11 protein-coding genes are annotated in these 12710 nt (G+C 72.6%); 6 read left to right on the top strand and 5 right to left on the bottom strand.

The window, feature by feature from the left end:
• Positions 1-22 precede the first annotated feature (22 nt).
• Positions 23-1657 carry an NsdA family TPR-like regulatory protein gene (locus AC3ERT_RS26785; RefSeq protein ID WP_335984126.1) on the bottom strand — a complete coding sequence of 545 codons (1635 nt, stop codon included), beginning with the start codon at positions 1655-1657 and terminating at the stop codon, positions 23-25.
• 301 nt (positions 1658-1958) lie between these two features.
• Here AC3ERT_RS26785 and lipB point away from each other — a divergent pair, with 301 nt between their 5' ends.
• From lipB to AC3ERT_RS26765, 4 genes are all read left to right on the top strand, one after another.
• Positions 1959-2735 carry a lipoyl(octanoyl) transferase LipB gene (lipB, locus tag AC3ERT_RS26780; protein WP_335984125.1) on the top strand — a complete coding sequence of 259 codons (777 nt, stop codon included), beginning with the start codon at positions 1959-1961 and terminating at the stop codon, positions 2733-2735.
• 114 nt (positions 2736-2849) lie between these two features.
• Entirely contained in the window at positions 2850-3833 is a 984-nt protein-coding gene (gene lipA / locus AC3ERT_RS26775; RefSeq protein ID WP_435138023.1) for a lipoyl synthase, read from the top strand.
• 403 nt (positions 3834-4236) lie between these two features.
• Positions 4237-4398 (top strand): hypothetical protein, encoded by a 162-nt coding sequence (locus tag AC3ERT_RS26770; RefSeq protein ID WP_435138026.1) that lies wholly within the window; start codon positions 4237-4239, stop codon positions 4396-4398.
• A 33-nt stretch (positions 4399-4431) separates the two neighbouring features.
• Positions 4432-5112, top strand: coding sequence for a DUF4191 domain-containing protein (locus tag AC3ERT_RS26765; RefSeq protein WP_335984122.1), 681 nt, complete (start codon positions 4432-4434; stop codon positions 5110-5112).
• A gap of 119 nt (positions 5113-5231) precedes the next feature.
• Here AC3ERT_RS26765 and AC3ERT_RS26760 read toward each other — a convergent pair whose 3' ends face one another.
• Entirely contained in the window at positions 5232-5699 is a 468-nt protein-coding gene (locus AC3ERT_RS26760) for an RDD family protein (protein ID WP_435177243.1), read from the bottom strand.
• A gap of 253 nt (positions 5700-5952) precedes the next feature.
• On the opposite strand from AC3ERT_RS26760, the gene glnA reads away from it, so the two are divergent.
• A complete protein-coding gene (gene glnA / locus AC3ERT_RS26755) occupies positions 5953-7362 on the top strand; it encodes a type I glutamate--ammonia ligase (protein ID WP_335984118.1) in 1410 nt (469 codons plus the stop codon).
• 156 nt (positions 7363-7518) lie between these two features.
• Here the strand turns inward: glnA and AC3ERT_RS26750 are convergent, their stop codons facing one another.
• Positions 7519-7860 carry a DUF3140 domain-containing protein gene (locus AC3ERT_RS26750; RefSeq protein ID WP_435177241.1) on the bottom strand — a complete coding sequence of 114 codons (342 nt, stop codon included), beginning with the start codon at positions 7858-7860 and terminating at the stop codon, positions 7519-7521.
• A complete protein-coding gene (locus tag AC3ERT_RS26745; protein ID WP_335984114.1) occupies positions 7857-8096 on the bottom strand; it encodes a hypervirulence associated TUDOR domain-containing protein in 240 nt (79 codons plus the stop codon). The genes AC3ERT_RS26750 and AC3ERT_RS26745 overlap by 4 nt, the downstream gene beginning before the upstream one ends.
• A gap of 719 nt (positions 8097-8815) precedes the next feature.
• Here AC3ERT_RS26745 and AC3ERT_RS26740 point away from each other — a divergent pair.
• Positions 8816-9682 carry an Fpg/Nei family DNA glycosylase gene (locus AC3ERT_RS26740; RefSeq protein ID WP_435133020.1) on the top strand — a complete coding sequence of 289 codons (867 nt, stop codon included), beginning with the start codon at positions 8816-8818 and terminating at the stop codon, positions 9680-9682.
• Positions 9683-9774: 92 nt separating this feature from the next.
• Here AC3ERT_RS26740 and AC3ERT_RS26735 read toward each other — a convergent pair whose 3' ends face one another.
• Positions 9775-12210 (bottom strand): hypothetical protein, encoded by a 2436-nt coding sequence (locus AC3ERT_RS26735; RefSeq protein WP_435177239.1) that lies wholly within the window; start codon positions 12208-12210, stop codon positions 9775-9777.
• Positions 12211-12710 lie beyond the last annotated feature (500 nt).

Here is a 12710-nt window from a genome sequence, read left to right as displayed (position 1 = left end):
CCAAGCCCCGCCGGCAAGGCGTTCAGCGGGGCAACGCGGCAATGCGGTCGTGAAAGGCACGTACGGCGACCGTGTCGCGGAAGGGCTCGAGCCGTTGCCGGAAGTCCCGCACATACTCGGCGGCCCGCACCGACCTCATCTCGCTCGCCCCCCGCACCACCTCCACCCCGTGCGCACACGCCGCCTCCACCTCGCCGAGCCCGAGCCGCGCACACGCCAGCACCGTGCGGCAGAACAACCGGCTGCGCGCGTACGCCGCCGCCCTCAGCTGGAGCGACCGCTCGGCGTACTGCACCGCCGCCCGGTACTGCCGCAGGTCCCGATGGCAGTGCGCGAACTCGTCCGCGAGCTGCGCCTCGTCGAAGAAGCGCACCCACCCGGGCACCTCGTCCCCGCCGCGGGCGGCGGCCAGCGACCGCTCGGCCCGCGCCAGCGCCGCCGCACAGGCCCGCGCCTCCCCGAGCAGCCCGTGCCCGCGCGCCTCGGCCGCGTGCAGCAGCGCGTGGACGACCGCGGGCGCCGCGGACCCGACCCCCTGCTGCGCGACCCGGGCGAGCTGCACCGCCTCCCGCCCGTGCCCGAGGTAGACGGCCTGGCGGCTCATCGTCACCAGGACGTAGCTGCCGTAGGCCCGGTCCCCCGCCGCCTGCGCCAGCCGCAGCGCCTGCACGAAGTACCGCTGCGCGAGGCCGTGTGCCCCGATGTCGTAGGAGGTCCACCCGGCGAGCCGGGTGAGGTCGGCGACGGAGGCGAACAGCCGGCGGCCGAGCGCCTCGCCGTAGGAGCCGCGCAGCAGCGGCTCGGCCTCGTGCTCCAGGTAGCGGACCAGGGCCTGCCGGGCGTGCCCGCCGCCGTACGCGTGGTCGAGGGAGCGGAAGAGGTCGCCCACGGCCCGTACGGCCGCGATGTCGCCCGCGCCGACCCGCCCGGCCGCGCCGCCCCCGGACGCGGGCCCGGTACCGCCGAGCACGACGAACGGCTCGCCGTCCCCCGGCCCGCGCCCCTGCACCGGCACCCGCGCGCCCCGCCCCGGCCACGCCCCCGGGGCCGGTGCTCCGCCGCCCGGTTCGGCGGGCGGCGGCGCACCCGAGGGCGCCGCCAGGCCCCCCGGCGGCGCCCCCTGCCCCACCCGCTCGTCGGCCCGCCCGATCAGCCAGTCCCGGCTGGGCACCACCAGTCCCGCCGGGGTGAACGCGATCTTCCGCAGCTCGGCCTGGTTCCCGGTGTCCTTGCGCCACAGCCCGCTGACGATGTCCACCGCCTCCTCGGGCGTGGCCGCGTACTCCAGGCCCGCGTAGACCGGCGCGCACGCGTCCAGCCCGAGGTCGGGGGCGGCCAGCCGGCGGCCGAGGCGCTGCGTGAAGACCTCGGCGATCAGCGCGGGGGTGGTGCCGCGCGGCTGCTGGCCGCGCAGCCAGCGGGTGATGGACGTCTTGTCGTAGCGGAGGTCGAGCCCGTGCTCGACGCCGAGCTGGTTGACCCGGCGGGCGAGTCCCGCGTGCGAGAAGCCTGCCTCCGCGATGATCTCCGCGAGTTTGGTGTTGGCCCGGTGGTGCCGTTCGGTACGCGCAGTACGTTCGGTACGTTCGGTACGCGCCTGGCGGGGCGCCTCGCTGGTCGGAAGGTTCGGCGTTCGCTGCGTGGGGCGGTCCGTCATCGGCAGTACGGTCCACTTCCTCTGGGCGGTGAGACAGGATCGGCGCGAATGTAACGGTCAGTGCTGGGAAGCTCACCGTAAGAGCCGGATATTCGCCCGAACGGGCTACGAGTAGCGGCATTCCGGACACACCCGGCGCGGCTGGATTCCGCCGCCCCGCAGCGTTGTCCACAGCCGCGCGGAGCCCGCGGCACGCCCGCCCCGCGCGCCGCCGTACAGTTGCTGAGGTGCGTACGGCCGCACCACCAGCCGCGGCCCGCAGCGCGCCTCCGTCGCGCACCGCAGAGGAGTAGGAGTAGCCGTGAGCGAACTGCGCTTCGTCCACCTGGGGTTCGGCGCCGAAGCCGTCGAGTACGAATCGGCGTGGCAGGAGCAGCGCCGTGTGCACGCGGCCCGGTTCCTCGACGAGGTGCCCGACACCTGCCTGCTGCTCGAACACCCGCCGGTCTACACCGCCGGCCGCCGCACCGCGGACAGCGAACGCCCGCTCGACGGCACCCCGGTGATCGACGTGGACCGCGGCGGCAAGATCACCTGGCACGGCCCGGGCCAGCTCGTGGGCTATCCGATCATGAAGCTGCCCCGCCCGGTCGACGTGGTCGCCCACGTCCGCCGGCTGGAGGACGCGCTGATCGCGGTGGCCGCCGACTTCGGCGTGGCGACCTCCCGCGTGGAGGGGCGCAGCGGCGTGTGGGTGCTGGGCGACCCGGTGCCGCAGCAGCCCGGCGGCCTGACCCTGGACTTCGACCCGCGGCTGGCCGACGAGGAGTTCGACCCGCGGCTGAGCGGCCCGGAGTACGCCCCGTCGAACGCCGGACAGCGCCGTGAGGACCGCAAGCTCGCGGCGATCGGCATCCGCGTCGCCAAGGGCGTGACCATGCACGGCTTCGCGCTCAACTGCGACCCGGACAACACCTGGTTCGACCGGATCGTGCCGTGCGGCATCCGCGACGCGGGCGTCACCTCGCTCTCCGCCGAGCTGGGCCGGGACGTCACCGTGGCGGAGGTGCTGCCGGTGGTCGAGAAGCACCTGGCCGCGGTGCTCGGCAGCGCGGTGCTGCTGCCCCGCGCGGTGTAGGCGGAAGCAGGGAATGCCTTCTCCATGCCGCGGGTTGCACGGAGGACAGGCCATGGGAAGCACGGGCGTACGCTGGTGTTCGCCGTAGAATCGAAGCTTTAGAGGGAGCCGGTCGTGTCCGCAGTCGCACCCGACGGACGCAAGATGCTGCGCCTTGAGGTCCGCAACAGCCAGACCCCCATCGAGCGCAAGCCCGAGTGGATCAAAACCCGGGCGAAGATGGGTCCCGAGTACACACAGATGCAGAAACTCGTGAAGAGCGAGGGCCTGCACACCGTGTGCCAGGAGGCGGGCTGTCCCAACATCTACGAATGCTGGGAGGACCGCGAGGCGACCTTCCTCATCGGCGGCGACCAGTGCACCCGGCGCTGCGACTTCTGCCAGATCGACACCGGCAAGCCGCTGGCCCTGGACCGGGACGAGCCGCGCCGGGTCGGCGAGTCCGTGCTCACCATGGACCTGAACTACGCCACGATCACCGGTGTCGCGCGCGACGACCTCGAGGACGGCGGCGCCTGGCTCTACGCGGAAACGGTCCGCCGCATCCACGCGATGACCGCCGAGCGCCCCGGCGGCCGTACGAAGGTCGAGCTGCTCATCCCCGACTTCAACGCCGAGCCCGCCCAGCTCGCCGAGGTCTTCGGCGCCCGCCCCGAGGTGCTCGCGCACAACGTGGAGACGGTGCCGCGGATCTTCAAGCGCATCCGCCCCGGCTTCCGCTACGAGCGCTCCCTCGAGGTGATCACCCGCGCCCGCGAGGCGGGGCTGGTCACCAAGTCCAACCTGATCCTGGGCATGGGCGAGGAGCGCGAGGAGATCAGCCAGGCGCTCCAGGACCTGCATGACGCGGGCTGCGAGCTGATCACCATCACCCAGTACCTGCGGCCCTCCGCCCGGCACCACCCGGTGGCGCGCTGGGTGAAGCCGGCGGAGTTCGTGGAGCTGAAGGAGGAGGCCGAGGAGATCGGCTATGCGGGTGTGATGTCCGGGCCGCTCGTCCGTTCGTCGTACCGGGCCGGACGCCTCTTCCAGCAGGCCATCGACCGGCGGGCGGGCCTGGAGCCGGCCGTGGCCGCCGACGGTGCCGCTTTCATGTGAGATTGACCGGATGGTCACCGGCTGGTAACACGGTGTGGCGAGGCTTGGTCCTGCCACACCGTTGCCGTGCCGGGTCCTTCCGGGCGCCGGGGCCCCGGCTCCGCCGGTCCCGGCAGGGGCTTCCGGGCCTCGCACGGCACGTCCCGCTCCACCCGCAGCCTTCCTCGTTCCGCCTTCCTCCCGAGGGGACGCAATGCCGTCGTCGCCGTCGTCGCCGTCCGAGCAGGTGCACGTTCCCGGCCGCCTCCTGACCGGGCTGCCACCCCGTCTGCGGCTCCAGCCGCGCTTCCGGCTCCAGCCGGTTCCGGCGGTTCCCGGCCACCGCCGGGGGTCCGCCCCGGGGGCGGTCGCGGCTCCGGGGACAGGCCCGGGTACGGGTCCGGTGGCGGGTGCGTTGCGTGCCGTGGAGAGCTTCCTGCTCGGCGGCGGCCAGCAGACCGCCCGCAGGAACGCCTGGGCGGCAGTCGTGGCGGACCGGCAGCGCGCCAAGGACCGGCGGGAGGCCGAGCGCGAGATCGCGGCGCTCGCGGGCAGCGAGCGGGGCGAGGCCCTCGGACCGCGGTGACGGCGTACCGACAGGCCACGTATCCTTTGCCACATGGCGAGGAAGGAAACATCCGAGAGCAGTTCTGGACGGCTCGCACAGATCGTCCAGACATACAAGATGACCAGGCAGGCCGACTCTAAGATCGGTCTTGTCCTTGCGGCTGTGGGAATCGTCACCTTCGGTGTCATCCTCGCCCTCGGCTTCTTGATCAACCACCCGATCTACGCGGGCATCCTGGGCTTGCTGGTGGCCCTGCTGGCGACCGCGGTGGTCTTCGGCCGCCGCGCCGAGCGGGCCGCCTTCGGACAGCTGGACGGCAAGCCGGGCGCTGCCGCCGCCGTGCTGCAGAACGTACGGGGCTGGACCGTGACCCCCGCGGTGGCGATGAACAAGAGCCAGGACGTCGTCCACCGGGCGGTCGGCCGGGCCGGCATCGTGCTGGTCGGCGAGGGCAACCCGAACCGGGTGAAGGGCCTGCTGGCCGCCGAGAAGAAGAAGGTCGCCCGGGTCGTCTACGACGTGCCGGTGCACGACTACATCGTCGGCGAGGACGAGGGCCAGCTGCCGCTGAAGAAGATCCGTACGACGCTGCTGCGGCTGCCGCGGTCGCTGAGCGGCCCGAAGACCACCGAGGTGAACGACCGGCTGCGGGCGCTCGGGGACCTGATGAGCAACATGCCGATTCCGAAGGGGCCGATGCCCAAGGGGATGCGGATGCCGCGGGGCCGCTGAACCGTCTGCGGGTCAAGACGCGTGAGAAGGGGTGCCGGGAGATCTCCCGGCACCCCTTCTCATGTCTTCCCGCGTCTTCCCATGTCTTCCCGCGTCCGCCGCGCCCCTCGGAACGCGGGTCAGATCCGGATCTGGACCGCCTTGGCCGCCTTGTCGTGCAGCCCGCGGGTGTCGCGGTCCCAGACCAGCGCGGGGATCACGAGCAGCAGCAGCACCGTACGGATCACCGCCGCCAGCGGGCTGAGCCGGCGTCCGTCAAGGCCGACCACCCGCAACCGGGTGATCATCTTCCCCGGGGTGCCGCCGACCAGCGACAGCCCGATCAGGCTGACCGCGCCGAAGACGGCGAGCGCCCAGTTGTTCGCGGAGTGCACGTCACGGTGCGCGATCAGGCCGTATGCGATCAGCACGCACAGCACCCAGTCGATGAAGATCGCCGCGATCCGGCGGCCGACGGACGCGATGGAACCCGGTCCGTCCTCGGGCAGGCCCAGCCGCTCACCGCGGTAGCCGAACTCGACGCCCATCTGCTCCGCGGCCGCGCGGGGCCCGGAGAGCCACGATCCCACTACTTCCCTGTTGTCCACGGCATCCACGGTAACCCCGGGCGCCCGGCGCCCACCGGGCGGGCACCGCGGGCACCCGCCGGCCGCCCTTGCGGCTCCTGGGCGACGGGCGTTCGGGGGCAAATCCACGGCGTCGCGGTTAACCTCTGCGAAACAAATGGGTCATGCTGGAGAAATCCCTGATCCCTATGGTCAGGGCAGTGTGCGCCACCGCACTGGCCGCACGTCTCGATCGCCGACCCCGACCCGCGGGGCCGGGCCTAGGAGGAGTTGGATGTTCCAGAACGCCGACGACGTCAACAAGTTCATCAAGGACGAGGACGTCAAGTTCGTCGACGTCCGGTTCTGCGACCTGCCCGGCGTGATGCAGCACTTCACGGTTCCGGTCTCGACGTTCGACCCGACCGAGGAACTGGCCTTCGACGGCTCTTCGATCCGCGGGTTCCAGGCGATCCACGAGTCCGACATGGCGCTCCGGGCGGACCTGTCGACCGCGCGTGTCGACCCGTTCCGGCGGGACAAGACGCTGAACATCAACTTCTTCATCCACGACCCGATCACCGGTGAGCAGTACAGCCGCGACCCGCGGAACGTCGCGAAGAAGGCCGAGGCGTACCTCGCCTCCACCGGTATCGCCGACACCGCGTACTTCGGCCCCGAGGCCGAGTTCTACGTCTTCGACAGCGCGCGCTTCGAGACCTCGGCGAACGAGTCGTTCTACCACATCGACTCCGAGGCGGCCGCCTGGAACACCGGCGCCACCGAGGACAACCGCGGCTACAAGGTCCGCTACAAGGGCGGCTACTTCCCCGCCCCGCCGGTCGACCACTTCGCCGACCTGCGCGCCGAGATCTCCCTGGAGCTGGAGGCGGCCGGCCTCCAGGTCGAGCGCCAGCACCACGAGGTCGGCACCGCGGGCCAGGCCGAGATCAACTACAAGTTCAACACGCTGCTCGCCGCGGCCGACGACCTGATGCTCTTCAAGTACATCGTCAAGAACGTGGCCTGGCGCAACAACAAGACCGCGACCTTCATGCCCAAGCCGATCTTCGGTGACAACGGCTCCGGCATGCACGTCCACCAGTCGCTGTGGACCGGCGGCTCCCCGCTCTTCTACGACGAGCAGGGCTACGCGGGCCTGTCGGACATCGCCCGCTACTACATCGGCGGCATCCTCAAGCACGCCCCGTCGCTGCTGGCCTTCACCAACCCGACGGTGAACTCCTACCACCGCCTGGTGCCCGGCTTCGAGGCCCCGGTGAACCTGGTCTACTCGCAGCGCAACCGCTCCGCGGCGATGCGTATCCCGATCACCGGGTCGAACCCGAAGGCCAAGCGCGTCGAGTTCCGCGCCCCGGACCCGTCCTCCAACCCGTACCTGGCGTTCTCCGCGCTGCTGCTGGCGGGCCTGGACGGCGTCAAGAACAAGATCGAGCCGGCCGAGCCGATCGACAAGGACCTCTACGAGCTGGCTCCGGAGGAGCACGCGAGCGTCCCCCAGGTCCCGACCTCGCTGCCGGCTGTCCTCGAGGCCCTCGAGGCCGACAACGAGTACCTCCAGGCGGGCGGCGTCTTCACCGAGGACCTGATCGAGACCTGGATCGACTACAAGCGCACCAACGAGATCGCCCCCCTCCAGCTCCGCCCGCACCCCCACGAGTTCGAGCTGTACTTCGACATCTAAGAGGCGAATCCCGTCGCCCCCCTGCCTGACCTGCTCCTCAGCGGGTCGGGCGGGAGGGTGGCGGCTCGGACCGCTGCAGCATCGCCTCCCCCATCGAGGACGACGGGATCACCAGGGTCCGCGCCGGCCGTCCGCGCCTCTTGCGGCCGGCAGTAGTCACTTCTGCGGGTCGTGGCCCCAGTTCATCAGCGAGTACCGCCACGTGGTCGCGGTGACGTCACCGGAGGGGCGCTGCGCGAGGTGTCGGCGGACGTAGCCGGACACCTTGCGCATGTGGCGCTCGTCGTCGGCGTCGAGGTCGCCTTGGCGCGAGCGCAGCAGCTCCACGATCCGGCGGCCGGACGCGTGGCCGGTGCTCTCGCCGCCTCCCTTGTGCTGCCCGGCGTGGCGGGACTCGTCGGTGGCGAGCCACTCCTCCAGTTCCGACGCGGTCATGTTCACCGCGTCGTGGAAGTCGCGGACGGTGTCCTTCCGGTCGTCGTCCGCGCCGCCCGTCACCGGCCCTTCCCCTCGTGCCTGGGCCGCCTGGTCAGTGCGCTGGGCTTGTGCACGGCGGTGCCGCCGGACTTCTCGCTCCGCACTTCGTACTGCGGCTCGTGCGGCGAGGCGTCGACCGTGCGTCCGGCCGCCCGGCCCCTGCGGGTCAGCTTGCGCTTGACGGTGCCGATGGCGGTGCCTCCATGGCTCCTCCAGCTCACCCGGTCGCCTTCGGTGATCTTCGCGTGCTTGGCCACGATGTCTCCGATCGTCGATTCCCCCTCAGGCCCGGCTGCCCCGATATCAGGCTTTCAGCTCCTTTCGCCCGTCCGTTCGGGCTCCTGCGCGGCGTCTCGCGCCCCGCCTTCGCGGAGCGGTTCCGGCTCGTCGCGGACAGTGGCGGCCGCGCCGAGCGTGTCGCGGAGGACGCCCGGGCGTGGGTGCCCTCCGGTCCCTACGCGACGCGGTGCGACTCTCGCTGATCGCCCGCGACCGCGATCCGTCTCGGGGCGAGGACACCGCGCCGCCGCGCGTCGAGACCACCGCCCGCCTGCGACTCGACCCCGATGGCACCGTCCGCCTCGCCCCGGACTCGGTGGGCACCCGCGCGTTCGGGCAGCCCGTGCTTCTGGCGATCCACGACGCGCAACTCACGGGGACCTGGCGCCGCCTGAAGCTGTGCCGCAACCCCCAGTGCCTGGTGGCTTTCTGGGACAACTCGCGCAACACCAGCGGCATATCCGCGCGACTCAAGATGATCAACGGTGGCCGCACCTCTACCCCCACCGAGCCGCTACCAGCAAGGTCACGCTCTACGGCCGGAGTACCAGGCATCCGCTGCGAAGCAACGGCCGTTGTCGAGGTCCGTGAGGGTCGTGTCCGGTGTGGCCGCGGGGCGGATCGCGCTGACCGGGTGCGGGCGGGCCGCCTCGGCTCGTCGTCTGGCGGTCGGGGCGGGGTGGGGGAGAATGGGGGCATGCCTGAGTTGCCCGAGGTTGAGGCGTTGCGGGGGTTTTTGGCGGAGCACGTGGTGGGGAAGGGGGTGGAGCGGGTGTATCCGGTGGCGGTGAGTGCGTTGAAGACGTATCAGCCGGGGGTCGGGGATCTGGAGGGGCGGCGGTTCGGGGCGGTGGCGCGGTACGGGAAGTTCCTGGATCTGGTGGCCGATGACCTGCACCTGGTGATGCATCTGGCGCGGGCCGGGTGGGTGCGGTGGAGCGAGAAGCTGCCGGATGCGCCGCCGCGGCCCGGCAAGGGCCCGCTGGCGCTGCGGGTGCGGCTGGGGGAGCCGGCGGGGGCGGGGTTTGACGTGACGGAGGCGGGCACGCAGAAGCGGCTGGCGGTCTATGTGGTGCACGATCCGGCGGAGGTGCCGGGGGTGGCGCGGCTGGGGCCCGACCCGTTGTCGGCGGAGTTCACGCCGGAGGTGTTCGCGGGGATGCTGGCGGGTGAGCGGCGGCAGATCAAGGGGGTGCTGCGGGACCAGAGTGTGATCGCGGGGATCGGCAACGCCTATTCCGACGAGATCCTGCACGCGGCGAAGATGTCGCCGTACAAGCTCGCGGCGAACGTGTCGGGGCAGGAGGCGGCGCTGCTCTACGACATGATCGGCAGCACGCTGCGGGACGCGGTGGAGCGGTCGCGCGGACTGCCGCTGCGGGATCTGAAGGCGGAGAAGAAGAGCGGGCTGCGGGTGCACGGGCGCAAGGGCGAGCCGTGTCCGGTGTGCGGGGACACCATTCGGGAGGTGTCCTTCAGCGACTCGGCGCTCAACTACTGCCCCACCTGCCAGACGGGCGGGAAGCCGCTCGCGGACCGCCGCCTGTCGCGTTTTCTGAAGTAGGGGCGGGTCGGGTGGCCGGGCCCGGCGAGCGTCATGGGCCGGGCCTGCCGGGTGCGGTGTGGTGCGGGTGCGCAGGCGGGCTCGGGGGCGGGTCATGAGGTGTTCGCGGTGAAGGTGACGATGGTGGTGATGTCCCCGCCCGGGGCGGGGGTGCACGCGTCGGAGGAGCCGGCGCACGGGCCGGTCCAGCTGCCCGGGAGGTAGCCCGGGCTGATGACGGTGCCGATGCCGGTCGAGCCGGTGGTCGAGGTGCTGCCGGACGGCGTGCCCGAACCGTCGGTCGTGCCGGTGGCGCCGCTGGTGCTCCCCGCGGTGCTCGTGCTGCCGGTGCCGCCGGTGTCCGCGCTCCCGCTGCTGGTGGTCCCGGTGGTGCCGGAGCCGTCCGTGGCCGCGGGATCTCCGTGGGCTTCGAGGCGCAGCGGCGTCTTCGTGTCGTAGTAGCGGACGGTGCAGGGGGCGGCCTGGTCGCAGCTGGTGACGGCGCCGTCGGAGCTGATGTCGACGTAGCCGTGGCGGCGCCCGTCGGTGTCGGGGGCGACGGTGACCTTGACCGTGGCGAAGGCGCGGCCGGTGAGACGGGCGGTGCTCTTGGCGCCCTTGCCGTAGCTGACCGTGAGGGTGTCTGCGCGGCTGCCGAGCGCCGTGGGTGCGAACCGGACGGTCACGCTGCAACTGCCGCCTGCGGCGAGGCCCTTGGACTGTGCCGGGGTGCCGCCGGCCTCGTCGTCGAGGAAGCCGGGCGCCGTGGTGGCCTCGGTGTGGCACGAGCCCTGCGTGATGGCGAAGTCGGAGCGGGCCGAGAGGGAGATCGCGTCCAGGGCGACGGATCTGCTGTTGGGGTTGGTGATGGTGAGCTTGGCGACGGGCGCGGTGCCGGACGGGCCCGCGTGGACGTCGCCGTAGTCCGCGGTGCCCTTGATCGTGAGGGGGTGCAGCGCGGTGTCCGGGTCGGTCGGCTCGTCGGTCGCGGCGGGGTCGGTGCTGCCCGGGGCGCCCTGGGTGCCGGTGCCGTCGTACCGCCGGGGGCCGGGCAGGCCGCCGGACGACGCCGGGCCGCCCTTCGCGCCGGCCGCCGAGGTCCCGCTGTGCCGGCTGGCGCCGCCCACACCGCCGAGCCCGTCGCGGCCGACGGCGCCGACCGCCACGGCGACGCCGGTCGCCAGGACCGCGGTGGCGGTCCCCACCCCGACCAGTGCTCTGCGGCTGCGGCGCCGCGCCCGGGCTCTGCGCCGCCGGCCGGTCGAGCGTCCGATGCCCGACAGCCGCTTGCCGAGCAGGGTGCGCGCGGCGCCCGCGCCGCCCGTGTCCCGGGTGTCGCCGCTGCTGCCCGCGGCGAGCGCCAGATTCGCCCGGGTGTCCTCCACCGCGGGGCTGTTCCCGAGGCGGGTGCGCCGTGTGTGCAGCTCCAGCGCGTGGGTCAGCGCGGCCATGGCCGCGCCGCGGCGGCCCTCCAGGAGGTGCAAGGTGCCCTCCTGGTGGGCGAAGTGGGCCTCGGCGACCGGGTCCGGCAGCCGCTGCGCCGCGATGCGCCCGATGTCGAGTGCCCGCTGCCAGGATCGCCAGTGGCCCTGGAGGCACAGCACCGGTTCCACGGTCAGGGCGAGCGCGACCACGGTGTCCCACGCGCCGTGGCTCGCTGCCGCATCCAGCAACGGCACTGCCACGTCGGCGGCTTGCCCCGCCTCTTCGCTGCCCGGGTCGCGCGCCTCGATCCAGCCGGCCAGGGCCCGCAGGGCGGTGCGGAGGTCGAGGTGGGGGTGGAGCAGCCGCAGGTAGGGCTCGGGCAGGCCGGTCGGCAGGCCGAAGCGGTCGCCGTGCTTCTCGGCGAGCCCTCGGGCGCACAGCTGCTCGAACCGCTCGGTGCCGGGCTCGACTTCGGCCATGGCCGCCACGAGCCGGGCCGGCAGGTGGGCGCCGCCCAGCAGCGCCAGGACGGCCAGCACCCGTTTGGACCGCGGGCCGAGCACGGCGATCGCCAGTTCGTCCAGCACCTCGGGGTCCGGCTCCACCTCGCACGCCAGCTCGGCGATGCCCCGGCCTTCGTACCGCACCAGCGCGGCGGCTTGGCGCAGCGCGAGGGGTCGGCCGCCGAGTGCGGCCACCAGCCGGTGGGACGGCGGGAGTTCGGCGCCCGCGACGATCCGGCCGAGGAAGCGGGAGAACAGGGTCACCGCGTCCTCGGCGGAAAGGCCCGGCAGGGGGTGCGAGACGCCGAGCCGCCCGACGCCCGGCCGGACCGCGCCGATCAGCACCGCGCAGCCGCGTAACGCGTCGCGCAGTTCGGCGATCTGCGGCGGGTCGTATCCCACGTCGTCCAAGGCGACGACGGCGACGACCTGTTCGAGGGCGTGGCGGCACTCCTCGGTGCTCAGCCGGGGTGCCCCGGGCGGGTATTCGTAGAATTCGCGGACCAGGTCCTGGAGGAAGTCCTCGAGGTCGGCGGCGCCGGCGCGGATATATGCGTCCGGTGCGACAGCGCGCAGCAGGGAGGTCTTTCCCGATCCGCACGGCGCGGTGAATTCGACCATACGGCGCGACCGCACCACGCTGCGCAACAGACCCAGTTGTTCTTCCCGCCCCACGAGTGTGCCCACGACACCCGTGTGGGGGTGGCGCACCCGGCGCTCGGGCAGGAGCAGGGCCGGGTCGTCCGGGCCGCCGCCCCCGTCGTGGCCTCCCCCGCCGCGCCCCCCGCCGCGACCGCCGCCGCGCCGGCCGGTCTCGGGCGCGGCGCGCTCCAGCCTGATGCCTTGGCCGCGACCGCCGACCGACAGGCGGAACTCCCCGAAAACGAACCCTTCCATTTCTGCCCCCGGAACCCCTGTTTCCCCGGTCATCCCCGGCTTCCCGGACGGGAATGAACGCGGCGCTCCCTGCGCCACGCGAGAACCACGCTACGGGCTGCGTCCGCCGCCATGCGCAAAGTTATCCACAGCCCGCGGGAGAAGTCCGATATTCAGCCCATGAGTCCGGCTGATGCGAGGGAGGGGGCGCGGACGCGGCGAGGCCCGGCACGTCGGACGTGCCG

It is taken from the genome of Actinacidiphila sp. bgisy145 (assembly GCF_057708125.1).
Note: the sequence above shows the minus strand (reverse complement) of the source record. Positions and strands in the feature narration are given on the sequence as shown.